The sequence below is a fragment of the Kitasatospora sp. NPDC015121 genome (assembly GCF_055562955.1).
Window position 1 is genome coordinate 26,003 of sequence record NZ_JBVHEH010000025.1, and the last position, 21,990, is coordinate 47,992.

Below are 21,990 nucleotides of genomic sequence, written 5' to 3' on the forward strand. Positions count from 1 at the left end.
CGGTCGATTCGAGGTATCAGCGAACCGAGACCGGGACCGGCATGTGCAGAGCGGCCTGGGCTGAGGTGGTGGAATCGAATCTGATCGTGCGGATGGGCCGGAGTGCGCGAAGATCGTCCGACATCCGGCCGTTTCCGAGTGTTAGATCGACCCCACCAGGAAACAATGATGTTCCGCTGGCGAGGATGTTGGTTTGGTTGAGAGTCGAGAGCCAGGCTCCGTTGCGCCGGGTGTAGGAAGTGAGGGTGGAGACTTTCTTTCCCGTCTCGAAGGTCTTCTGCTTCGGGGTCGGTGCGGAGAAGGCGATGTCGACGCCGCCATCGGCGTTGGAGATGCGGGCCGTGGTTCGTGCCTGGTCGATACCGACGTCGAGATCGGTGACCCACTTGGGGAATCCGTACCCGTCATGACCGCGGACTTGGGCGATCTCCGTGTTGACTGGGAGTGCGAGCACATAGGAGTGCAGGTGATCGTCACCCAGAGCGGCAACCAGATCGGCAGCGGCCGTGCTGAAGCCGCCGTGGCGCGCCGGACGTACCGCCACGCCCACAGCCGCCTCGGTGTAGAAATCGATGTCGCACACGTCGTAGCGGAACAGCATGACGGATACCAGTCCGAATCCGGGTGCGATTTCCAGCGGCGACAGCTCGTCCGGGATCCGTTTTCGGATCGCGCTGCTCGGGGCGATCATGGTTAGACGCGCCGAGGACATTGCGTAGTAGAAGTTTGGCGTCCATGTCGTACCGATCGGCGATTGGACCTGCGTTTTCGGAAGCCTGCGGAAGAAACCGACACTCGGGACCCGCGGATCGGCAGCGACCTCGTCGAGAGGCACATCCATCCGGTAGCGGTCAAAAAGGCCATCTTTCGGGATTTCGATCAGGCGTCCGCCCAGATCGACCTCGACAGTTGAGGATGCGTTCGTCATTTCAGGGCTCTCACTCGTTCGATGTTTACATTGCTTACATGCAGGTTATGCACCAATGTGTGCACTGTCAACACCGGCTGGGGTCAGCGAACTTCACGTCGAGATGAACGAGCAGTCGTCGAAGTGCGGTCCTGCAGCCAGTGGCGGTACCGGCGGAGCGCACGGCGCTGTAACACTTGCTCTTTCAGCAGTGCGACCACAGGATTCGCCGTCGGCCGCGCCGGCTTCCCTTTGCCGAGTCGTCGAAGCTGCTGTCGCACGCGGGCCATGCTGGCGGCCGACGCAACGGCTTTGTCCTTGATGGTTACCGGGAGCAATTCGACAGCGGCAGTGCTGTCGACCTGCCAACGGTTCGGCAGATCCGGATCGATCGCCAATGCGCTTCCCAGGCCGACGAAGTCCACGCCTCCCGCAAGGGCCTGTTCGGCAACCGGTCGCCGGACCACGCCGCCGGTCAGCATCAGGGGCACAGGGCTGGCCTTGGCGAGTTCTTCCGCAAGTGTCAGAAAGTAGGCTTCCCGTGCGAGGGTGCGGTCATCCGGGCTTTGGCCGGTCATGGCCGGCGCCTCGTAGCTGCCACCGGAGAGTTCGACTACGTCGACACCGAGGGGTGCGAGCAACGTGATTACCTGTGCTGCGTCGTTGGCGTCGAATCCGCCGCGCTGGAAATCCGCCGAATTGAGTTTGACGGCAACGGTGAACGTCGGTGCGACCGTCGCGCGCACGGCCCGCGTGACGTCGAGGAGCAATCGTGCTCGGTTGTCGAGGGTGCCGCCCCATTTGTCGGTCCTCCGATTTGCGAGTGGAGAGAGGAATTGCGATAGCAGGTAGCCGTGGGCGGCATGGATTTCCACGCCGTCGAAACCCGCTTCCTCCTCGCGACGTGCTGTCGTTGCGAAACGGTTTACGGTGTCGTCGATCTGTTGCGCCGTCATGGCCTGAGGATGGGCAAACCGCTTGCTGTTCTTGCCGAGTTCGACCCGAGCAGCAGACGGACCCCACGCGACACCGGGCATGTCGGCTTGGATCTGTCGACCGGGGTGGTTGATCTGCATCCAGACTTGCGCACCACCACTCTTGGCGGCGTCCGCCCATTCGCGGAAGGGAGTGATCGGCGCCTGTGCATCGAGAACGACGCCGGCGGGCCCGGTCAGTGCCTCTGCGTGGACCATGACATTGCCTGTGATGATCGTGCCCACACCGCCCTGGCTCCAGCGCCGGTACAACGCGAACATTGCTTTTCCGGGTAGCTGTCCTGCAACAGCCATGTTTTCCTCCATGGCTGCCTTGACGATCCTGTTCGGGAGCGTCGCCCCGCTGGCGACGGTGAACGGTTCGAAGATAGGCGACACTTTGTTGTCGGTCTCGGAATTGTTCGCTGGTGACGTGGTGAATGGCATGGTGGCCCCTGAATGCGGTATGTTTACATTGCTCACATGAGCGTAGAAAGGAAAGTTAACGGTGTCAACATCTGTCAAGGGTGGCTACCATCACGGCGATCTGAAGGCCTCGCTGCTGGCGTCGGCGATGCGGATGCTCGAGGCCGGAGAGCCGTTTTCGATGCGCGCGATCGCGCGCGAGGTCGGTGTTTCCGCAACCGCGCCGTACCGGCATTTCGCTGACCGTGACGCCCTTGAATCTGCTCTCGCCGCGCAAGGGTTACGCGACCTGAAAGCGGACCTGACCGAGGACCGCGAGCTACCGTCGACGTCGGCGGATCTTGCCGAATTCGCCGTCGCGTACGTCGAGTTCGCTTTGCGGCGTCCCGCGCTGTTCAGGTTGATGTTCGGCAACGAGTGCGACGAGGAGAACGACGAGCGTGTGCAAGCGGCGGGGGAAATTCATCTGTTGATGCAGATGGGCATGACGCTCGTCTTCCCCGATGCAGATTCCGAGGCATTGGCCTCGGCAGCGTGGGCGTTGGCGCACGGTCTGGCCTGTCTGCACCTTGACGGCAAAATGCCGACGGCCTCGGATGGTGAGGCCGCCGATCGTGTGCGAGCCGCTTTTGCAGCAATTCTGGCGGTACAAGGGTGATTGGTTCATTGACGAGAGCGATCGAGAGAAGAGTGGGATGACCAAGCGAATTCTGAACGTAGTCACCAACGTCGGCCACTACGATGACCCGTCTCATAAGACCGGTTTATGGCTCTCCGAACTCACCCACTCCTGGGAGGTCTTCGACAGCAACGGTTTCGAGCAGACTCTGGTCAGCCCACAGGGTGGGGCGGTGCCGTTGGAGCCTCGATCGCTCAAATTCCCGAACTACGACAAAACTGCAAAGGCCTGGCGGTCGGACCCCACTCGGATGGCGCTACTCGAGGCGACGGAGAGTCCGGATCTGGTCGACGCCGCTGACTACGATGCGATCTTCTTCACCGGAGGGCATGCCGTTATGTACGACTTCCCGGACAGTGAAGGCCTGCAACGCATCACGCGAGAAATCTTCGAACGCGGAGGAATTGTCGCTTCGGTGTGCCATGGGTACTGCGGACTTCTCGAGACCAAACTTTCCAATGGCAACTATCTAATCGCGGGCCGCAGACTCACGGGGTTCGCCTGGTTCGAAGAAAAACTCGCCCGCGTGGACAAACTCGTGCCCTACAACGCCGAGGAAAGAGCCAAAGAGCGTGGCGCACTGTACGAAAAGGCCACACTGCCGTTTGTTTCCTACGCAGTCGTCGACGGAAACCTCGTCACCGGCCAGAATCCGGGATCTGCAAAAGAAACAGCAAAAAAGGTTGCGAACCTCCTGCTGTAGCGCATTTGGGTGCTGCACCGGTGGGAATGCTCGGACTCCGTGGACCAGGTGCGACGCCGACTCGAACATTTGGGCACTCGTCTTCGTCCTAGGTGCGCTACTGCGGCGCCGAAGGGATCGAAATATCGAAATACTTTTCCTACGAGACTGTTTCGCGTTGAAAGCGACGGTGGCGTCATGGAGCGATACAAGATAAGGCTCGGGGACGGATCGAGCGGCGACGAGTTCTTCGAGTCCGGCAACCAGGTGAATCTTGTTGCAACCGCCGCCAATGGCGGAAGCATTGCTGCCCACAAAACCCCTCGGGGCGGGCACCGCGGCACCCGATGCGCTCGCGCTCACATTCAGAACGCCGCCGTGGCTTCGCGGACACGTCGCGGGTGAAGTCACGTTTCGTCAACGCGTGAGTTGGGTAACAAATCGGGGGTCGGTGAAGGAGGACCCGTGGTGGATGTCGTGGTGTGGACAGAATCCGAAGAGCGCGAAAGATGGTGGCGCGAGATCGTGGGAATCACGCCTTCTGGAGACCGTTGTGCGGCAAGGGATGTAGGAGAGCTGCCGCGTGCCCAGGTTTCCGCGGGCTCGGCAAGGCGCGAATCGACTAGCGCGCTCCGTGACGCTGCCGCAGCCTGACCGTCGGCCCTCACAGAAGGGTGGAAGCACGGTGCTGAATGTTGTTCTGTTGCTTGTGATGCCGAGTATCGGCATGGGTGTGGTGATGTGTCTCGACATCCGATGGCTTCGCCCCTCCGTGCGACATGATCGCCGAAGGTTTGCATATCGGTGGCATGCGGGAGGCACCAAGTCGTAGATCTGTTTCCGTCGACTCAGGTCGCCCATCAGCGGTATCGCCGATCCCTCGAGTGAACCGGACAGTCGGAGTGAAGGCCCGTTCGGCCGGCGCCTGGCGCACACGGTGCCGGTGCGGGTTGATTTGTCGTCGTCGTGGTCGATGATTGAAGAAACGTCGGTTGGGGAAGGTGAGCGGAATGGCTACTTACAGAGTGATCAATCCTGCAGGCGACGTCACCGCGACGCGCGACATCGAGAGCGCTGACGATGCGCATGCCTGGTTTGTGGATTCTCGCGCCGACAACTCGGAACTGGGATGGCGAATGGAAGTCCACCATGATGGCGAATGGTCGTTCTTCGACGACACCGAGGGCGCATCCAGCTGAGCAGTAGCTCGGCAGGAGTCACGAAGATGAGGAAGGACGTTCAAGCATGAGTCAATTACTTGCAGGGAAGAAAGTGGCATTCCTTGTGGCGACGGAGGGAGTCGAACAGGTCGAGTTGACAGATCCGTGGGATGCATTGGTTGCCGAACACGCTCAGCCGTCGATTGTTTCGACAGAATCCGGCACCATCCAGGCGTTCAACCATCTCGACAAAGCTGACGTCTTCGACGTGGACGCGGTGGTCGAGTCGGCGGAGTCGTCCGAATACGACGCTCTCGTCCTGCCCGGGGGCGTGGCCAACCCTGATTTTCTCCGCATGAATCCAGACGCGGTGGCGTTCGTCCGGAGTTTCTTCGATGCCGGGAAGCCCGTCGCGGTAATCTGCCACGGACCATGGACGCTGGTCGAAGCCGGCGCGGTGGCCGGTCGTACGCTGACGTCGTGGCCTAGTTTGCGTACCGATATCACGAACGCCGGCGGCACGTGGGTAGACGAAGAAGTCGTAGTATGCACTTCTGGCCCGAATACGTTGATATCGAGCCGCAAGCCCGACGATTTGCCGGTGTTCTGTGCGAAACTGACCGACACGCTCAGCCAGTCCGAGGCGTCGTCGACGACTCCGAGGGAAGTTGACGAGGCAGATAGACCGTGACTTCTGCACCGCCCGAACCAGATCCGGGGAATACCCCTGATCTGGAACCCGGAGGTGGGGTCAAGCCGGGGAGCGCCCCACCCAACGCTCCACAGAAGTCGGGATTCTTCGAACCCGAGCCCTCGACCGTCAAGCGCTTTCCAGTAACTGGGATCGCAGCGATCGTCGCGGTCGCGTTGGTTGTCATCGTTTTCGTTATCGCCGCGGTGGCCACACTGGCATGATTTTTGCGCCTCGGTCCGAACGGTGTAGCCCGTAGATTCCTTGTTCTCCCGGCCGCCTGTGCACCCTTGTCGCGTGCACAGGAAACGCGTGTCGGTGCCGACCTCGCGCCAACGGTGAGGTTCAGTGATTTTCGGGCGGACCGATCAGTCCGCTCTTCGTGAGTTTCGAATAGCGTTGAAGATCAAGTTCTTTGATGCCTTCCTTCAATTCTTCGACAGTCCGTTCTTCGTACGGCGAAGACTTGCCCCTGGATTTGCCGCGTCGCGCGAAATTGCTCGTTCTCGTTCAGACACCACCATCGGCTTGCTTCGATACCAATAGCCAACGCGGAGCCGAAGGAAGTCAGGCGACGATTGGTGATTGTCACCGACTGGGACGCCTCCAGCGGCGTGAGCGGTGCAGAGTTCCACGTCTTGGCCACGAATGTTCCGCGAGGACTTTGGGTCGAACCTGACGCCAGCGAATCCTGTTGGTGCGTATCGTTCAAACCGGCGACGACGGCGTGGACACCCCGCTCGGTGAGACAAAGAAGCTGTGGCTAATCGACACCTTCGATTCCGTGGTCGAACAGTTTGAATCTGACAGGAACATCATCGTTGCCGACGCGGAATCCAGCGGCGTTCGTCATTATGACGAACTGGGCTGAACGGGCTCTAGCATGGCTTCGAGTGGTGTGTCCCCGGGCGTTTCGCTCAGCTGAGCGATCCGCGTAGCAAGGATCGTGTTTTAGTTTCCAGTGAGAGAATGACACCGATTCCAGTCAAGTTGATTCCGTCGCCGATCAATGCGTTAGTACGGCGCAGTTTGTCGAGGTCCGCTGCGCTGTAGCGCCGCGTTCCGCCGCTAGTGCGCACGGGGGCAACAGTCCGCGACGTTCGTAGAGTCTCAATGTCTGGGCCCGATTCCGGACAGTTCCGACATCACGGAGATTGCGTCGACCCCTCGGTAAGCGTGTGCTTCATCCCTTAATGGCCCAGCGCTCACATTCACCCCCGCCGAATATGTCTCGACCTGAACATCTCCTTGCGTTGTTCCCCTCGCTCTCCGGTGCCTAAAATCTGATGCTCCTGGTTGCAGATTTCATCTGACTCTCGAACCGGCTTTCGCAGGGGAGGTCGTCGAAAGGACTCAGGTCTTGCTGGTTTCGTGCACATATGCGTCATACGGATTCGAACGGTCGCACCTCGATCGTTCGATCAGTCCTCCAATTCTTGCAATTTATCTATATCTGCTGATATAGATTTACGGCAGTAGATGAATCAGATCCACGCTGGAGCACTTGCACTTCGGGAGCGCGAATGACTACTGCCATGGACACCATGTCTTCACCTCAGCGAGGGGCCACTGTCCCTCGGCGCTCTGCTTGGGCGATGACCAGGGGAAAGGAGTGGGCATTCTTATGAGCACTCACACGCGGGACGCCGACTACTCGCACCTTGCGGCCCTTTTCGAACAGATGGCTTCAACACCGGACGGTGACGAGTGCCGCGACCGTCTGCGGACGCAGATCATCGAGACGTGTCTACCGCTGACCCGGAACATTGCCTTGCGATACCGCGGTCGCGGACAAGCCCACGAGGATCTCGTGCAGGCCGCCAGCGTCGGTTTGGTCAGTGCGGTGAACCGCTTCGATCTCGACAAGGGCAAGGACTTCCTCGCCTTCGCGATTCCGACGATGGTGGGTGAAGTGCGCAAACATTTTCGGGATCGCGGCTGGGACGTTCGTGTTCCGCGCTCGTTGCAGGAAAACTATCTCGCGCTCAACAAGGCCCGGTCTTCCCTCACTCACGCCCTCGGACGCGAACCCACAGTGCCGGAACTGGCAAAAGAACTCGAAGTGGAACCTGCCGAGATCGCAGAGATCGTCGCCGCCGGCGATTCCTATCACGCGGCGTCCCTCGATGCGGCAACCGTCAACGAGGGACGGACGATCGCAGAGACGTTGGGAGACTTCGACTGTGCCCTCGAAGGCATCGACAACCACGAAACGATTCGGCCTGCACTGCTGGCACTTCCTGAACGAGAACGCACAATCGTGCTCTACCGATTCTTCGGCGAACTGACCCAAGCGGAAATCGCCGAGAAGGTAGGCCTCTCTCAAATGCACGTCTCCCGGCTGCTCGCACAATCGCTCACAGCGCTCCGAAACACCCAGTCCCTCGCCGCCCTCGAAACCTCCGTCGCAGCGTGAGCTGGATGCCGAGAAATGCGGATTGGTGTGCGGCACCGGTACGAAGCACGTCGTGATCGGAATCGCCGTCAGTTACGGCGACGAGACGCCCCGACAGGCGGTGACCAGTGTGTACTCGTGGACCTCCGGGCCAGGGGATCACGAACCCGCTAGCACGACCTTGGTCAGGGTGATTGTCACAGTCCAGTTCTCCTCGGGCGCGGCAGGCGGGGCCTCCTCGAGGTCCACTTGGTCGGCAAGGGTTTCGAGGACGTGCCACCCGAAGGACGAAGTACTTGTGGTGATCTGGCCCGTTGTTGCCGCAGAGAGGACCACTCGCGCAGTGGCGTTGTCGTCGCCGTCGAATGTGCACGTCAGGCTGCTGGAGGGGAGGGCATGGCTGATGAGGATGGTCGCTGCTTCGTCGGCGGCGAGAACGAGATCGGACAGCCCGTCCAACGAGAGCGCATAGTGCGCGGCCACGGTACGCACCAGTGATCGCAGCACCGGCAGTTGATCCGGTGATGCGGAGACGGACAGTGAAGGTGAAACGGCGATGGGGGAAACGATCGCCCGCACGAAGGACGTCACGTGAGATTTGCTCCTGTACCTGATCCGAGGCAGCCAATCCCTTGGAGGGATCTTGGTAGCCGCATTCGAGAAAGATGATCAGCCCTTCAGCTACCCAACCGAAGTGCCGCCAAACATCGAGCTTAACGCTGTTGTCAGCGACCAGACAGGACGTATTCGAAGTGCGTTCCTGCAGTGTCGGGGAGGTGCTCTTGTCTGTGCCCCCGGTGGGGTGAACCCGTTCGATCCAACCGACGGTACGGCGCGCGGGGCTCCAATAACGGTGCTCGGTTTTGATCCATGCGGCCGGACTGCGCCACGCTCGATGGAAGCAATCGAAAAAACGTCACACCAGCCTCCTTCAGCTCAGGTGGCATACGAGCGAAGGGTAGTGAGAAACCGAAAATTCCGGATCAGCAACGTGAATTGGGCTGGGGGTTGGGAATCTGACATCCTCGCCGCGGCCTGTCCCGAGATTGGACTTGCGGGCCGCTCCTGCATGGTGCCGAGATCGAACTGCCTACTGACGTGGCGGTCGCACAGGGTAGAAGGTCCCCGCAGACCGCGGATGAAACGCCACCGAAAGTACGAGAGCGTCCCCGAAAGGGTTGAACTTTCTTCGGTTTGTGTGACTTCGAGTACTACCGGTCGGTAGCCTTCGCTCCGAGTACACAGATGTGACTCGCGACACGCCAAAACGAGTGAGGTTTCGGTGCGTCGATTCCATGCTTGAGGAGCCCAATGTCCAAGAATGCCTTGAGAACCCGAGTTGCCCCCACGATGGCGATCGCTGCAGCCCTTGCATTGATAGGAGGAGGCGTTGCCACAGCTGAGGAGAATTCCTCGCTCGGTTCGTCCGGTACACCTGCCGCTACCCCTTTGACATTCGACGGCTGGTCGTCATGCCCCGTCGAAGACCTCGACGTCGCCACCTGCGCAACCGTCGTGGTGCGCGGCGGCTCGATGAAAATCGGGGGACTGACCGTGCCCGTCCCCGACGGCGGGCTCAAGATCGCGGGCGGAGTCAAGTACGCAACCCAGCCCGACGGCAGCTTCGTCGAAACCTTCGTCCCCAAGCCGGACGGCCGCAACGGTGTGTATTCGAACCCGATCTCCGTGCCGGGCGGGGCCATCGGAATCGACACTCCACTGAATCTGACCCAGATCACTGCAACGGTCGAAGCTGTTGGGCTGCCGAACATCAAGGTGCTAGATCAAGAGCTGACGATGCCGGTAAGGCTGAAACTGTCGAACTCGTTGTTGGGTAACAACTGCTATCTCGGCTCCACGGCGAACCCGATCAACCTGCACCTTACGACCACTGGTAACCCGCCCTCGGAGCCCATCGGCGATTATCCGGGAGCGGTGTTCCCTGCCGTTCAGCACACAGACAATCTCTTCGCAGCTCCCGCCGCTAGCGGATGTGGGGTCTTCGGTGCACTCAATTGGGCGGTGAACCTGCGGGCGGGCACCCCCTCCGCCAGCGGAAAGAACTCTCTCACCACATCCAGCGACGTCTACACCGTCGCCGCGCGCAAGGTGCGACCACCGGCAGCTTCCGCTGCGCAGGCAGCCGAACCTGCAGCTGTGGCGCAGATGGGAGCCGCCGGGTAAAGATCAGACCCGCCTGAATTTCTTTCGACTCACGGTTCATCCCAAAAGTATTCGACAGAAGGGCACATCACATGTCATCACGCACAATGCTCGGTAAGGCCTCAACGCTCGTCGGAGCAGCGGCCGCATTGACCATCGCTGCATCCGGTATCGCGACAGCCTCCACCACGATCAGCCCCGCCGCGGCCACTCCGGTGACGGCTACCAGCAGTGGGCTCAGTTTCGTCACAACCGGCGGTCTCGAGCTGTACTGCACCAGCGTCAGCGGATCCGGAACGACCCCTGCTGCGCCCGGCAACGTGAACTCCGGAACGGGGGGGATCAACATCAACATTGCCAGCGTGGGACTGTCCGGATGTGACCTCGAAGGTGTGCCTGCAACAATCACCACCTCGGGTTCCTGGGCTCTGAACGTCAACGCAGACAGTGGATCGCCGATGGGAAGTATCAAGATCCCTAACGGTGGAGCCCACGTAGTTGCCGGTAGCTGCGTCATCGACGTCACCGCCAGCACTGCTGGCCCGGTGCCCTACAACAACACGACACACACCGTCACCGCCAACAACACCGGAACGGTGAACTTCACCTCCAACGGTGGAAGTGCATCCTGCCCGGCAGCAGGGGCCGGAACGGCGAAGATGACCGGGGCACTCAAGTTCAACTCCACGCCCGGTATCACCGTCACTCCCTGACTCGGGATGTAGTTGCGCCACAGTCATACCCGTGCCCTATGAGGGTGTGGCTGTGGCGTACGCTTCACGGAACCGTCTCCTCGGCAAGGTCGCCGCTGATTGCAAAGGTTCAAATCCATACCGGTTGAGTAGAATTCAGCCATGTCGCACAGAGTCGGCCGCACTCGCAGTCTCCTGCCGGTGCCGTGACTCGGCAAAGAACAGTAGGGAGTCAACCACGGTGCGGCAGAACAGGCCGGCATCGCGGCGGAGTCCGGGTAACAGGCCAGAAGAGGATTTCGACGGACTTGTTGCGATGGAAGTGTCGACTTCGGTTGCCTACAGGTGTGGTAGTGCTGCGGTGAGGAAGACGGCGCCGAGGACGATTCCGGCAATGCCGGCGAAGACTCCGATGATTCCTTGTTTGACGTCGGGGTGGTGTCCGGGGGTGTCGGGTCGGCGCGCTGCCAGGGCGGTTCCGATGGCGGTGGCACCGAGGAGGATGCCGAGGCCGAACATCCAGAACGTCAGTATCGAGAGGGCACCGAGCATCAACGCCATGTCGCTGTATTCGTCGCTGGTGATAAGGCGGTGGTGATCCCACCAGTCGGGTGGAGTGTGCGCGCGGGATTCGGTGTTGCCGGTGTTGTCGGATTGTTCGTGCGGGGGGATGGTGGATGCAGTCATGGCAGCTGAAGGGTTCTCGCGCTGATTCTTTCGTGTGGTGGATGTGCAGTCGGCCATTCGTATGTGCGGTGGGAGATCGAAACGATGGTGGGGTGAGCCCCGAGAACCCATCGCGTGTCCTCGGGAGTCACCCCACCATCCAGCGGTGTTCGGGCCAGGTGGATCAGGCTTCGATCTGCACCTGTGTTGTCGATCCGGCGTTATCGGTTCGTGAGGGCGGTCCGGAGGAGACCTCGATCCGCCGCGGTTTCGCCTTCGCTGCGATCGGCAACGTCACCGTCAACACGCCGTTGTCGTACGAGGCCTCGATTTGTTCGGCGTCGATGTCGTCGCTGATGGACAGCTGTCGTTTGTATGTTCCGGCGAAACGTTCACTCGCCAGCCAGCTCACACCCTCTTCGGAGTGGGCGGTGCGGTGCGCGGTCAACGTCAGGGTCGAGCCGTCGATGTGGACGTCCACTGATCCTGGGTCGACGCCGGGAAGATCGGCGTGCAGGACGTACTGGTCTTCGACCTTGTAGAGGTCCATCGGCATGAACCGTGGACTGCGTCCGTTGCCGGTTCCCACGGCGAGTACGGACTTGGTGATCGCGTCGATGTCGGTGAAAGGATCGAAACGAAGCACAGCAACACACCTCCCATATTGTGAAAAGAAAGGTCACCGCCACTGTGGCGGTTGACCGAACTCACTGTGCGAGAACATGATAACCACACGAATTAGCACTCTGCAACCGAGAGTGCCAGATTCTTGAAAGAGTGTCTCGGTCGCGAGCAATGCAGCATCGGAGTAGGAACAACGGCAGTTGCCAACCTCCGTAGCCGAGATGCGGCACTTGTGAGAGGCTGCCGATCAGAGCGTCGACCTTGGTAGTCTCCTGGCTCCAGCGACGTTTTGACGGGGGACGGTGTACTCCGGCCATGTGCGCCGCTATTTGGATGAGGTGTCGCGGCCGTTGTCGTGTTGTTGTAGTTCGGTGTTTATGCGGGCGCTTCGGAGATTTGGTCTTCGAGGATGATGATGCGGCAGGCGGCGTTCTTCCGCGATCCTCACGGTCGGCGGTAGCGCTCAGCGGTTCGGACGTGGTCAGGCGCTGACAGGATCCAGGAGGCCGGCAAGCCGTCCGGCAATAAGAGCTTCGGCCTCTGTGACAATTCGTTCCACCAATTCGCCCACTGTGGGGATGTCGTGAATCAATCCTTGCACAGTCCCAGCCGTCCAGATGCCAGCCTCGGGGTCGCCGCTGTCGAACACCGCTCTGCCCCGCACACCGGCTACAAGATCTCGAACGTCTTCGAATTTGCCGCCGCTGGAAAGAATTTCGACAACCTCTTGGCTGACGCTGTTGCGTGCTACGCGAGCCGTATTGCGTAGTGACCTGAAAATCAGCTCGGTGTCCACCTCGGAGGCGGCAACTATCGCATCCTTGATGTTGCGGTGAATGGGAGACTCATCGGTGCACATGAACCGGGTGCCCATGTTGATGCCGTCGGCGCCAAGCGCGAGTGCGGCCACCAATCCTCGAGCGTCGGCAAATCCACCGGACGCGATCATGGGAATGCTGATCCGTTCTGCTGCTGCAGCGATGAGGACGAGACCCGGTACGTCGTCTTCCCCTGGATGCCCGGCACATTCGAACCCGTCGATACTGATGCCGTCGACGCCGAGGGCCTGGGCTTTGACCGCGTGGCGGACGCTGGTGCACTTGTGGAGAACCTTGATGCCGGCGGAGTGAAAGTGCGGCAGATGCGGTGCGGGAGAGGAGCCGGCTGTCTCGACGACTTTTACTCCGCAGTCGATGATCACATTGCGATACTCATCGTAGGGCGGGGGTGTGATCGTTGGGAGAATTGTGAGGTTGACCCCGAAAGGTTGATCGGTGAGCTCGCGGGTTCGGGATATTTCTCGGGCAAGGTCGTCAGGTGTCGGCTGTGTCAGAGCAGTGAGCATGCCGAGCGCGCCCGCGTTTGCAACTGCCGCTACGAGTTCTGCTCTCCCCACCCACTGCATGCCGCCCTGCACGATGGGGTGGCGCACTCCGAACGTCTCGGTAAATGCAGTTGTCAGCACTGGACATCTCCTCGATGATGCATGGATATCGGTTTGTCAGTTACGTTGATGCCGACTGAATTTCGACTTCACACCGGCTTCAATGCGTTGACGAAGCCCACTCGTTCAATGCCGGAACCTGCGAGGACTCAGTTCGTACCATCGGAGGTTCGGACCGATAGGGCATGGCAGGCGTCAAGTATTGTTCGCCATGTTCGTTGGCGCCGGGAATGAAGGTACGGTTCGCAATCACATCGTCGGCGCAGATTACCTCGTCGTAGTTGCGCACAAGCGCGGCAACCACTCCGGCCGCAGTGAGATGCTCTACCGCTTCCGCGGCACTACGGTGGCACAGCTGCTTCTCGATCGTGGTGACGAGGTCTGCACGGTTTTCGACGCGCAGCTCGTTGGTGGTAAACCGCGGGTCGTCGGCCAACTCTGGCAGGTCGATCGCCTTGCACAGTTCGATCCAGGCTCGCGGTTGGTATCCGCTGATCACCAGCTCGCCGTCGAGGGCACGAAAGACATCTGCAGCGGGTGCGACGCTTGGTTGCCCGTTCCCTTTGCGACTCATAGGTTTGCCCGATACCTGCCACTCGATCCAGTTGGCCGTCTGCAAGTGGATTGCGACGTCCAGCAGGGAGACTCGGACGGACGATCCTTTGCCGGTGCGCTCACGTCGCAGTAGCGCTGCCAGAGCCGCCTGCGCGACGACATAGCTCGTTGCATGGTCTATCACCGGTGCGCCCACACGTTGTGGTGGGCCGTCAGCCTCGCCCGTCACCGACATCAGTCCACTCTCCGCTTGCGCGGCGATGTCGAGCCCGGCGCGGGTAGAGGACGGGCCTTCCGCCCCGTACCCGCTCACCGAGACGGCGATGATTTCCGGTCGCAGGCGTTGTAGTTCGGCAGAGGAGAATCCCAGTCGATCGAGGGTTCCCGGGCGAAGATTGTGCAGCAAGATGTCGCTCGACGCGATCAGATCCCGAGCCCGTCGCAGATCGGCGGAGTCTTTGAGGTCGAGGCAGATTGAACGCTTCCCACGGTTGTACCCGTAGAAGATGCCACGCGCGTAGTCGGCGTCGATTTGTCGGGCCGGTTCACCGCCCGGAGGCTCCAGCTTGATGACCTCGGCGCCGAGGTCGGACAACTGCTGTGCGGCACTGGGTATCGCGATCAGTTGACCGATCTCCACTACGCGGACACCTGCCAACGGCAGGTCAACTTCGTCGGTCATCGAATGATCTCCACATGAGGCGAAGCGACGTCCTCGGCAGGCTCCAGGCAGCGCGCCAACAGAATGCCTTCGGTGTGGTTGCAGGGGTTCAACCGGTTTCTGTCGCCTTCTACTCCCCCGATTCGGATCGTCACGGTTCCATCGTCGTTGCGCTCGAAGTGGGCGTCGTTGAGGTTGACGGTGTGGTCGCGGTACTCGAAGGACTCGAACCAGTGGTTGTACAGCATTACGCCGAAGTAGGTGCAGTCCGGGACAGTAAATGTAATATCCACGGCAGTAGCATCTTTCAGTGACCACCAGCCGGCAACGTACTGGTTGGAGCTGGTGCCGTAGAAGTCTCCCCACCCTCGTTGCTCCGAGGTCACGCGAATCTCGTTGGGAGACTGACTGAGCGTTTCGATGAGCTGAAGACTGCGTCGAAGGCTCACATCCATACCCCGGGCAAGTTTCGTGAGGCGCTGGACCAGCCACGCCGTGTCGAGATCGGGGCGTGCACCAGGCGGCGGGCCGAGACGCTCGATATGGAGCACGGGATCGATCTCCGCGCTTCGCGTCTTGTGATAGACACGCACTACTACGTCGAAGCAACGCTCGTCCAGTCGAATTCCTCTGCGCCCCTCCAGCTCTTGTGCGACGAAGATCTCGAAGTTACCGTCCGCGTCGCACACCTTGTCGTCGATGACGATGTTGTCGGCGACCCTGTCGGTCCCAGACGCACCGACGCGATTGGCGAGGACCGCGACGTACGGCACTGTGCCGCGGCTACCGTGAATTCGGTACGTCTCCTTGGGGTCGATCATCGCAGTCCAGTAGTCGACGTCGATGCCGTCTCCCCAGAACTTTCGCATCGGTGACATCAGTGTGAAGAGTTCAGGCCGGAGCACGTCTTGGCGTTCGACGTTCATCTCGGCGAGGTATCCGAACAGGCGAAGTGCGTGCCGTACACCTTCGGCGCTGTCCAGCGGTGATCCGGTGGCGGCAGCTGTGGACCCGAACGTCGCAAGGCTGTCGGTGACTGCGGACCAAGCCTCGGTGAGCTGCCGGCGATCGTGTGTGGACTCGGATCGGGTTGACTGGTCAGCGAGTTGTGTCATCGTTTCTTCTCTTTCGTGGTAGTCGAACTGGATTGGGTATGGGCGTTGGTCAGCAGAGGGGGTCGAAAGGGACATCTGCGTCGGACTTGCCCGAGGTCTGGTTGTTCACCCATGTCACGTTCTGTGTCCATCGGTGGGCCGAAATCTCGACGGGCCAGAGGTTCTTCTGAGAAGCCCACACCTCGGTGGCTTTGTCGGCGGGGACATTCATCCGCTCGGTGAGAAGTTGAGCCCCTGCTTGCTCGTTGGCGGGATCGGCTATCCACCCTGCTGCGGCCTCGAGCGCCGCACAAACGGGGGCAGCAGCATCGGATTCGGCGAATGTGGCTGTCGTGACGAGCACAGTGCCCAGGCCGTATGAGCTCACGCCGTCAGAGCCCACAGGGTTGACTGAGGTAATCGGTGTCATCGGTATTCCTTGAGCGTCGAATACGGCTTGACTGGCAGCGGTGAGAACGGCGGCATCGATGTCGCCCTTTCGTGCGAGTGGTATCTGACTCGCGGTGGGTGCCGCTGCGATGAATTGCACTGTGGATGCATCGATGTTTCGTTCTGCAAGAAGCTGATTGACGAATTGCTCGGCCGCACCGCCACGTGACGGTATGGCGATCCGCTTGCCGGGCAAATCCTCGACGGTGGTGATGCCGCTGTCTTTCGTCACGGCGATGGCAAGATCGATCGACCCGTACGGGGAAAGGGGTCGCAGTCTCTGCCCTTGCTCGATGGCCGGCACGACGGTTCCGGGTGCGCCGACCGCGAGATCAGTTGTACCGCCGATGAGACCGCTGATGAGCTCGGGTCCGTTCTTTCCGTCGATGAGCTCGACGTCGAGGCCCTCCTTGTCGAACATTCCTTGTTGGACGGCGACGTAGACAGGGAGAGACAAAGCGCTCGCGGGGTAGACCCCGATGGCGACGCTACCGTCGTTCGGGCGCCCTCCCCCTCCGCACGCGGAAAGCAGTAGGGCCGTTGCTACGGCTGTGCCGACGAAAGGTCGAAGTTTCATGGGTTTCCTGCTCCTTGACGGGCTGGGCGCATCAGTAGTCGAGCTGAGTTGGCTGGGCACATCAGTGGTCGAGTTGACCGCGCAGCCGGTTGAAGATTTCGATGTATCGAGGTTCGGAGGTAAGGGTTTCGAGTTCGCGGGGGCGTTCGATGTCGATGCTGACGTCGTCGATCACCCGGCCGGCCCCGAGCAGCAGAACGCGGTCGGAGAGACAGATGGCTTCGCCGAGGTCGTGGGTTACGAAGATGACCGTCCGGCCTACCTGGGATTGCCAAAGCTCGAGGAATTCTCGCTGTACTTCGACTCGGGTTTGCGCATCGAGGGCGGCAAAGGGTTCGTCCATCAACAAGATGTCCGGATCCAGAGCCCACGTTCGGGCCAATGCGACACGCTGACGCATCCCTTGGGAGAGTTGCCAAGTCCACAGCTGTGATGCCTCGGACATTTGAACGGCGGCAAGCCAGCGCGCGGATTGAGTTCGTCTCTCCGCCTTGGGTACTCCTCTCAATTCGAGACCGTACTCCACGTTCTTCTGCGCTGTTCGCCACGGGAACAGCGCATCTCGGGCCATCATGAAGCCCATCCGGGAACGAGCGTCGAATGGCGTTGTGCCGAGGACCTCGGTCTTGCCTTCCGTCGCTTCCACCAATCCAGCGAGCGCGTTGAGCAGAGTGGTCTTGCCGCAACCACTCCTACCGACCAGGCTCACGAACTGTCCGCGAGGGATTGTGAGGTCGAGATCATCGACCACTGTCTTCACCGATCCGTCTGGTGAGGGGAAGGATATCGTCAGTCCGTCGAGTTGGACGGCGGGCGTAATCACGTTGGTATCCATGATGATTCCTGTCATCGTCGAGCCGGGGGCTGCCACCGAAGGAGGTAGCGCTCGGCGAAATTCATGGCCTGGTTGAGGACGACTGCGACGATTGCGAGAAGTATGAGGATCGCGTAGACCGCTTCCATCCGGAACTGGGCCGAATAGATCGACACAAGCTGGCCCAGCCCGTCCCGTGACGAGATCAGTTCCGAACCCACCACGCCAAGTAGCGAATAGATCAGCCCCAACCGAAGACCGGCAAAGATTCCGGGGGTCGCGACGGGGAGCAGAATATGCCAAAACACTTGCGTTTTACTGGCATTGAGGACAGTGGAAAGCCGGAGCCATTCGTCGTCCACCGACTTCACGCCGGCCCGTGCGCTCGAGCAGACTATGAAGAAAACGAGTGTGAACGCGAGAGCGACCTTCGCCGTCATCGTGATACCGAAAATGACGATGAGCAGGGGCGCCAGCGCTAGGCGCGGCATGGCATTCGCCGCATCCAAGAACGGACTCATGATGCGTTCGAGGGTCGGGAGCAGGCCGAGTGAGAGTCCGACCGCCACTCCGACGGCACTCGCGAGGATCCAGGCGATCACGACAGCAGTCATCGTGGCGCGCAAGTTGGACGAAATCTCACCCGAATGCACCGCTGCGGTGAAGTAATTCCAGGCCTCCCCCGGCGTTTTGGCCAGAACCGGCTCGATCCAGCCTTGCGATGCGACGAGTTGCCACGCGCCGAGTAGGACCAGAAGCAACGCGGCCTGGGCCAGTCGTACCCCGATGGTGAGGCGAGTGCCGACTCGACGCCGTCGAGCGGGCTTCGGCTCAGAGTGCGCTCGCTCCGCAGATCGGGGTGACGCCGAGCCCGATGACGCACTCGTGGTTATGGTTTCGGTCATCTCTGTGCCTCCACCGGTTTGCTCACAGGCGGTGATGGTCGCTCCGAAGAGGCAGACGGGTGCGTCTGATCGAAGCTCCCCGGGGTTGTTGCTCACTGCGTTCATATGTGAAGCAGATCACGGGATTCTTCTTCCCGTCTACGCCACATTCGAGAGGGATGCCATAGGGTTTCCCTATGGCCTCGGCCGGGGGCAAACCCCGCCGAACTCAGCGAGCCAACGAGGCCGGAACCGTGCGCACACGCAGATTTCTACGGAGAAGGGAGCGCCCTGGTGGACCGACGTCATCTGGAATACTTTCTCGCCCTTGCGGATCGCGGCAGCATTTCGGCGGCTGCACGCGGACTGGGAGTGAGCCAGCCGACTATCTCGGAGGCTCTGGCCAGAATGGAGAAGGAGTGCGGGCTGGCGCTCGTCCGGCGCGGTTCGCGGGGAGTCACCCTGACGGACGCTGGACGCGATCTCACCGGTCCGGCAGCCCAAGTACTTCGGGCGTACCGGGATCTGGATCACGCTTTGCATCCGTTGAACGTCGTGCAGCGTGGGAGGCTGACGGTCGTGTGTCCGCGGACGCTGGCGCGTGATCCGGCGGCCACAGCTCTGGGTGCGTTCACAACCAGGTTTCCGAATGTTGCGGTGACGATGCTCAGCAACGACACCGACGGAATCGGAATGGTGGTCGCCTCGGGTCAGGCTGACGTAGGCATCGGGGTGGACGAGGTGTTCGACGAAGGTGTTGAACGAATCCTCCTCGGTCGGCAACGAATTGTGGCGCTGGTGCCGAGTGCACGAAGCAGCGGGGAGGGGGCAGATGAGTTGACCGATCTTCTGCGAATCGGGTTGATCGCCAGTCCGCGTGGTGATGTGACACGGCGGCTATTGGCCGAACGCCTTGGCGAACGCACGGTGGACGAGGCCGTGGTTGCGGAGACCATTTCTGCGGCCTCGATGATTCCCCTTGTGCGTGCAGGCGTCGGGGTTGCATTCCTTCCCGAATCCGTTGCCGACACAGTCGGAGAAGGCGTGGTACTGCGTCGTACTCGCCCCCCGCTCAGTCGCGATCTGTGGATGTTTCACGGTTCGACGCCATCGCCTGCGGCACAAGCGTTTATCGAAACGACGACTCGATTACGTGACGAGGGTGGACTGGGGAATGCCGGATGAGCAACTTCGGCGAGTCTGCGAGTCCACGAATCGATCCGCAGCAGCTACAAGACTTCCTCGCAGTCGTCGAACACGGCAGTATCACGGCGGCAGCGGCGTACCGGTTCACGGGAACATCGAGCGTCTCTCAATCGATTGCGCGACTTGAAAGACGCGTCGGAGGAAAGCTTTTCAATCGGGGGCGGGCCGGCGCGACATTGACTGCACGCGGACGAAATTTCATCGATCCAGCCCGCGATGCGTTGGCCGCGCTCGACCGATTGGTGATCGACAGCGAGTCGGTGCTGTCAGCTTTCCCTCACCTCAGCGTCGCCACGACGGCGAGCCTTGCGGACGATCCCACCGCGGTATTGCTCGGAGCGCTGCGTACCAAGGTGCCGAACCTGAGGATCACCATCTCGGATCCGCCCGGGTCGTCAGTCGCCGACGCAATTCACCCGGTCATGGCCGGCACAGCGGACGTGGCAATCATGGAGTCGCCGCCTACCGGTGTCCCCGGGACGCGAATCGTTCGTCTTCCGGACCACAACTTGCGACTCGTCTGCCCGCCCGGCACTCCAGCCCCGGTTGACGGAGTGTTCGTTGGCGAAGATCTGATGCGCATCGGCCTGGTCGTCGCACCACGGTTCGAGACATCTGACGTGTATCGCCACCTGCGTTCGATCGAACCTCGGATCGACCACGCCTTCGTGATGAGGTCACAGCACCGCGATGTCTTCGCGGATTTCGCGTATGAAGGAATCGGTGCTGTGATTCTCGAACTCTCGAGTGCTGAGCGCGCATCCCAACGCGGTTGCACGGTCGGCGAGATACTCGAGCTTCCACCGCGCAAGATCGCAGCCGTGGCAAGGGATGGCCAGAACACCCAGATCGTCGAACACTTCCTACGGCTGTGCGCCGAGCAATCCGTGCGGGAGCCTTAGACAGAGGCGATTCTCTCTTTGAACTCTGGGTATTCGCGGCGGCCGGCTATCTGTCGGGAACGATGATTTTGTGTTCAGACACAACACTTCTGGCAAACCCCGTTTTCTCCAACAAAGCCGACGGGCCGCCTTCCGGAAACTATGTAATACACGTCACTCTGGATCGACAATTCACCGAATGTGGTTCAGCTACCGAATACAGGACCCCGAGCGTCCCGTGATCGAACCGTCTGCACCGAAATTGCCGCAACTTCGAAAGGTCGACCTTCATGCAAAAATCTCTGCAATTGTTCGCGAATGCTGTAGCGGCGGTTGCGCTGTGCGCGACACTCGGACTCGCGGGCCCGGCCGGAACGGCCGCCGCTGAGACTCCCGGCATCCCGAGCGTCGGTCACGACTGGGCGAGCGCAGGGCCGTACACGCCGACTGTGTCGATCGGGCTGGTACACACTCTTTACTACCCGCGTCAACTCGGCGCACGAGGCGAGAAGCATCCGGTTGTGATCTGGGGGAACGGGACCGGCGTGCTCCCCGGCGCTTACACCTCCTTGTTGCGCCACTACGCCAGCCATGGATTCATCGTGGTCGCCGCCAATACCCCGGCAAGTAACTTCGCCATCACCATGCGGTCGGGAATTGATCTCATCGAAAGTAAGGCAGCCAACCCATCCAGTGTCTTCTTCGGCAAAGTTGACCTGGAACATATTGGTGCGGTGGGGCACTCGCAGGGCGGATCTGCGGCGATCAATGCCGCGATCGACGACCGCGTCGACACTGCCGTCGCGATCCAGCCGGGCCCGCTCAACGATGTCGACCTCATCGACGAGCCGGTTCTCTATCTTGCCGGTCAGGCCGACGCGATCGTCTGGCCGGCGATCGTGCGGGCGATGTACGAGGATGCCGACCACGTGCCCGCCGAGTATCTGGAACTGCGCGGCGCGACGCACTTCGGTACGGCGATCACCGGTGGCGACATGCGCGGGCCGAGCACCGCCTGGCTGCGGTACTGGTTACTCGACGATCCGAACGCTCGCACCGAGTTCTTCGGGGTGAACTGCGGATACTGCACTGACACCCAGCAGTTCTCGGACTTCGACCGCAACGATCTGGCCCTGCAGATCCCGGGCTGACCTGGTCACTGCCGGTGGAAGACAAAGTCCGGGTCGGGACGGTGTAGCCTGCTCGCGTCGCTATGATAGCCGTCACAGGGGGACGGAACTGAGCGCTGGGTTACACCCTCCTGATAGGGGATCGAACGATTTGACTGCGCAAGATCTGGGCACGCGTATGGAGCGCGCCCTCAAGCGGGTCCGGGTCTCGACAGGGGCCTCCCTTGCATTCGGT

General features: G+C 60.9%; 24 protein-coding genes. 12 read left to right on the forward strand and 12 right to left on the reverse strand.

Annotation, left to right across the window (positions count from 1 at the left end):
• Positions 1 to 16: 16 nt before the first annotated feature.
• Together ACZ3J7_RS30680 and ACZ3J7_RS30685 are read right to left on the reverse strand one after the other, a co-directional pair.
• Positions 17 to 928 carry an acetoacetate decarboxylase family protein gene (locus tag ACZ3J7_RS30680; RefSeq protein ID WP_298772734.1) on the reverse strand — a complete coding sequence of 304 codons (912 nt, stop codon included), beginning with the start codon at positions 926 to 928 and terminating at the stop codon, positions 17 to 19.
• Between the two features lie 83 nt (positions 929 to 1,011).
• Positions 1,012 to 2,328 carry an NADH:flavin oxidoreductase/NADH oxidase family protein gene (locus ACZ3J7_RS30685; RefSeq protein ID WP_298772736.1) on the reverse strand — a complete coding sequence of 439 codons (1,317 nt, stop codon included), beginning with the start codon at positions 2,326 to 2,328 and terminating at the stop codon, positions 1,012 to 1,014.
• Positions 2,329 to 2,389: 61 nt separating this feature from the next.
• On the opposite strand from ACZ3J7_RS30685, the gene ACZ3J7_RS30690 reads away from it, so the two are divergent.
• The 6 genes from ACZ3J7_RS30690 (at position 2,390) to ACZ3J7_RS30715 (ending at position 6,390) form a co-directional block, all read left to right on the forward strand.
• A complete protein-coding gene (locus tag ACZ3J7_RS30690; protein ID WP_298772738.1) occupies positions 2,390 to 2,965 on the forward strand; it encodes a TetR/AcrR family transcriptional regulator in 576 nt (191 codons plus the stop codon).
• Positions 2,966 to 3,002: 37 nt separating this feature from the next.
• Entirely contained in the window at positions 3,003 to 3,689 is a 687-nt protein-coding gene (locus tag ACZ3J7_RS30695) for a type 1 glutamine amidotransferase domain-containing protein (RefSeq protein WP_298772740.1), read from the forward strand.
• A gap of 989 nt (positions 3,690 to 4,678) precedes the next feature.
• Complete coding sequence (locus tag ACZ3J7_RS30700; RefSeq protein ID WP_095973019.1) at positions 4,679 to 4,867, forward strand: hypothetical protein; 189 nt, start codon at positions 4,679 to 4,681, stop codon at positions 4,865 to 4,867.
• Between the two features lie 46 nt (positions 4,868 to 4,913).
• On the forward strand, positions 4,914 to 5,519 hold the full coding sequence (locus tag ACZ3J7_RS30705; RefSeq protein WP_298772743.1) for a type 1 glutamine amidotransferase domain-containing protein: 606 nt from the start codon (positions 4,914 to 4,916) through the stop codon (positions 5,517 to 5,519).
• Positions 5,516 to 5,743, forward strand: a complete 228-nt coding sequence (locus tag ACZ3J7_RS30710) for a DUF6480 family protein (RefSeq protein ID WP_298772745.1) — start codon at positions 5,516 to 5,518, stop codon at positions 5,741 to 5,743. Before ACZ3J7_RS30705 ends, ACZ3J7_RS30710 begins: the two co-directional genes overlap by 4 nt.
• Positions 5,744 to 6,216: 473 nt before the next feature.
• A complete protein-coding gene (locus tag ACZ3J7_RS30715; RefSeq protein ID WP_298772748.1) occupies positions 6,217 to 6,390 on the forward strand; it encodes a hypothetical protein in 174 nt (57 codons plus the stop codon).
• A gap of 46 nt (positions 6,391 to 6,436) precedes the next feature.
• Here the strand turns inward: ACZ3J7_RS30715 and ACZ3J7_RS30720 are convergent, their stop codons facing one another.
• Positions 6,437 to 6,598 (reverse strand): MerR family transcriptional regulator, encoded by a 162-nt coding sequence (locus ACZ3J7_RS30720; protein WP_353798999.1) that lies wholly within the window; start codon positions 6,596 to 6,598, stop codon positions 6,437 to 6,439.
• A 545-nt stretch (positions 6,599 to 7,143) separates the two neighbouring features.
• Here ACZ3J7_RS30720 and ACZ3J7_RS30725 point away from each other — a divergent pair.
• Positions 7,144 to 7,935: a SigB/SigF/SigG family RNA polymerase sigma factor gene (locus tag ACZ3J7_RS30725; protein ID WP_298772750.1), complete on the forward strand. Its 792-nt coding sequence runs from the start codon at positions 7,144 to 7,146 to the stop codon at positions 7,933 to 7,935.
• 138 nt (positions 7,936 to 8,073) lie between these two features.
• Here ACZ3J7_RS30725 and ACZ3J7_RS30730 read toward each other — a convergent pair whose 3' ends face one another.
• Complete coding sequence (locus ACZ3J7_RS30730) at positions 8,074 to 8,505, reverse strand: ATP-binding protein (protein WP_298772752.1); 432 nt, start codon at positions 8,503 to 8,505, stop codon at positions 8,074 to 8,076.
• Between the two features lie 720 nt (positions 8,506 to 9,225).
• Between ACZ3J7_RS30730 and ACZ3J7_RS30735 the strand changes: the two genes are divergently transcribed.
• Complete coding sequence (locus tag ACZ3J7_RS30735; protein ID WP_298772754.1) at positions 9,226 to 10,098, forward strand: hypothetical protein; 873 nt, start codon at positions 9,226 to 9,228, stop codon at positions 10,096 to 10,098.
• A 71-nt stretch (positions 10,099 to 10,169) separates the two neighbouring features.
• On the forward strand, positions 10,170 to 10,790 hold the full coding sequence (locus ACZ3J7_RS30740; protein WP_251014682.1) for a hypothetical protein: 621 nt from the start codon (positions 10,170 to 10,172) through the stop codon (positions 10,788 to 10,790).
• 318 nt (positions 10,791 to 11,108) lie between these two features.
• Here ACZ3J7_RS30740 and ACZ3J7_RS30745 read toward each other — a convergent pair whose 3' ends face one another.
• From ACZ3J7_RS30745 to ACZ3J7_RS30780, 8 genes are all read right to left on the reverse strand, one after another.
• Positions 11,109 to 11,456, reverse strand: coding sequence for a hypothetical protein (locus ACZ3J7_RS30745; protein ID WP_298772760.1), 348 nt, complete (start codon positions 11,454 to 11,456; stop codon positions 11,109 to 11,111).
• Between the two features lie 163 nt (positions 11,457 to 11,619).
• Entirely contained in the window at positions 11,620 to 12,081 is a 462-nt protein-coding gene (locus ACZ3J7_RS30750; RefSeq protein ID WP_353799000.1) for an Hsp20/alpha crystallin family protein, read from the reverse strand.
• A 459-nt stretch (positions 12,082 to 12,540) separates the two neighbouring features.
• Complete coding sequence (locus ACZ3J7_RS30755; protein WP_298772764.1) at positions 12,541 to 13,524, reverse strand: NAD(P)H-dependent flavin oxidoreductase; 984 nt, start codon at positions 13,522 to 13,524, stop codon at positions 12,541 to 12,543.
• A 79-nt stretch (positions 13,525 to 13,603) separates the two neighbouring features.
• Positions 13,604 to 14,740, reverse strand: coding sequence for a CaiB/BaiF CoA transferase family protein (locus ACZ3J7_RS30760; protein ID WP_298772766.1), 1,137 nt, complete (start codon positions 14,738 to 14,740; stop codon positions 13,604 to 13,606).
• The gene (locus ACZ3J7_RS30765; RefSeq protein ID WP_298772768.1) at positions 14,737 to 15,834 is read right to left on the reverse strand and encodes a hypothetical protein; all 1,098 of its coding nucleotides are present in this window, start codon (positions 15,832 to 15,834) and stop codon (positions 14,737 to 14,739) included. Before ACZ3J7_RS30765 ends, ACZ3J7_RS30760 begins: the two co-directional genes overlap by 4 nt.
• Positions 15,835 to 15,883: 49 nt before the next feature.
• Positions 15,884 to 16,840, reverse strand: coding sequence for an ABC transporter substrate-binding protein (locus tag ACZ3J7_RS30770; RefSeq protein WP_298772770.1), 957 nt, complete (start codon positions 16,838 to 16,840; stop codon positions 15,884 to 15,886).
• A 61-nt stretch (positions 16,841 to 16,901) separates the two neighbouring features.
• Positions 16,902 to 17,675: an ABC transporter ATP-binding protein gene (locus tag ACZ3J7_RS30775; RefSeq protein WP_234036600.1), complete on the reverse strand. Its 774-nt coding sequence runs from the start codon at positions 17,673 to 17,675 to the stop codon at positions 16,902 to 16,904.
• A gap of 11 nt (positions 17,676 to 17,686) precedes the next feature.
• Positions 17,687 to 18,559, reverse strand: coding sequence for an ABC transporter permease (locus ACZ3J7_RS30780; RefSeq protein ID WP_298772773.1), 873 nt, complete (start codon positions 18,557 to 18,559; stop codon positions 17,687 to 17,689).
• 273 nt (positions 18,560 to 18,832) lie between these two features.
• On the opposite strand from ACZ3J7_RS30780, the gene ACZ3J7_RS30785 reads away from it, so the two are divergent.
• The 3 genes from ACZ3J7_RS30785 (at position 18,833) to ACZ3J7_RS30795 (ending at position 21,776) form a co-directional block, all read left to right on the forward strand.
• Positions 18,833 to 19,723, forward strand: a complete 891-nt coding sequence (locus tag ACZ3J7_RS30785; protein ID WP_235170705.1) for a LysR family transcriptional regulator — start codon at positions 18,833 to 18,835, stop codon at positions 19,721 to 19,723.
• Positions 19,720 to 20,646 carry a LysR family transcriptional regulator gene (locus tag ACZ3J7_RS30790; protein ID WP_298772777.1) on the forward strand — a complete coding sequence of 309 codons (927 nt, stop codon included), beginning with the start codon at positions 19,720 to 19,722 and terminating at the stop codon, positions 20,644 to 20,646. Before ACZ3J7_RS30785 ends, ACZ3J7_RS30790 begins: the two co-directional genes overlap by 4 nt.
• Positions 20,647 to 20,915: 269 nt before the next feature.
• Positions 20,916 to 21,776: an alpha/beta hydrolase family protein gene (locus ACZ3J7_RS30795; RefSeq protein ID WP_298772779.1), complete on the forward strand. Its 861-nt coding sequence runs from the start codon at positions 20,916 to 20,918 to the stop codon at positions 21,774 to 21,776.
• The last annotated feature ends 214 nt before the right edge of the window (positions 21,777 to 21,990 follow it).

Coding starts and splice junctions, on each gene's coding strand:
- ACZ3J7_RS30700 (WP_095973019.1), top strand. CDS start 4,679: ATGGCTACTTACAGAGTGATCAATCCTGCAGGCGACGTCACCGCGACG.
- ACZ3J7_RS30795 (WP_298772779.1), top strand. CDS start 20,916: ATGCAAAAATCTCTGCAATTGTTCGCGAATGCTGTAGCGGCGGTTGCG.
- ACZ3J7_RS30725 (WP_298772750.1), top strand. CDS start 7,144: ATGAGCACTCACACGCGGGACGCCGACTACTCGCACCTTGCGGCCCTT.
- ACZ3J7_RS30780 (WP_298772773.1), bottom strand. CDS start 18,559: ATGACCGAAACCATAACCACGAGTGCGTCATCGGGCTCGGCGTCACCC.
- ACZ3J7_RS30770 (WP_298772770.1), bottom strand. CDS start 16,840: ATGAAACTTCGACCTTTCGTCGGCACAGCCGTAGCAACGGCCCTACTG.
- ACZ3J7_RS30790 (WP_298772777.1), top strand. CDS start 19,720: ATGAGCAACTTCGGCGAGTCTGCGAGTCCACGAATCGATCCGCAGCAG.
- ACZ3J7_RS30680 (WP_298772734.1), bottom strand. CDS start 928: ATGACGAACGCATCCTCAACTGTCGAGGTCGATCTGGGCGGACGCCTG.
- ACZ3J7_RS30760 (WP_298772766.1), bottom strand. CDS start 14,740: ATGACCGACGAAGTTGACCTGCCGTTGGCAGGTGTCCGCGTAGTGGAG.
- ACZ3J7_RS30765 (WP_298772768.1), bottom strand. CDS start 15,834: ATGACACAACTCGCTGACCAGTCAACCCGATCCGAGTCCACACACGAT.
- ACZ3J7_RS30745 (WP_298772760.1), bottom strand. CDS start 11,456: ATGACTGCATCCACCATCCCCCCGCACGAACAATCCGACAACACCGGC.
- ACZ3J7_RS30740 (WP_251014682.1), top strand. CDS start 10,170: ATGTCATCACGCACAATGCTCGGTAAGGCCTCAACGCTCGTCGGAGCA.
- ACZ3J7_RS30775 (WP_234036600.1), bottom strand. CDS start 17,675: ATGGATACCAACGTGATTACGCCCGCCGTCCAACTCGACGGACTGACG.
- ACZ3J7_RS30735 (WP_298772754.1), top strand. CDS start 9,226: ATGTCCAAGAATGCCTTGAGAACCCGAGTTGCCCCCACGATGGCGATC.
- ACZ3J7_RS30685 (WP_298772736.1), bottom strand. CDS start 2,328: ATGCCATTCACCACGTCACCAGCGAACAATTCCGAGACCGACAACAAA.
- ACZ3J7_RS30705 (WP_298772743.1), top strand. CDS start 4,914: ATGAGTCAATTACTTGCAGGGAAGAAAGTGGCATTCCTTGTGGCGACG.
- ACZ3J7_RS30695 (WP_298772740.1), top strand. CDS start 3,003: ATGACCAAGCGAATTCTGAACGTAGTCACCAACGTCGGCCACTACGAT.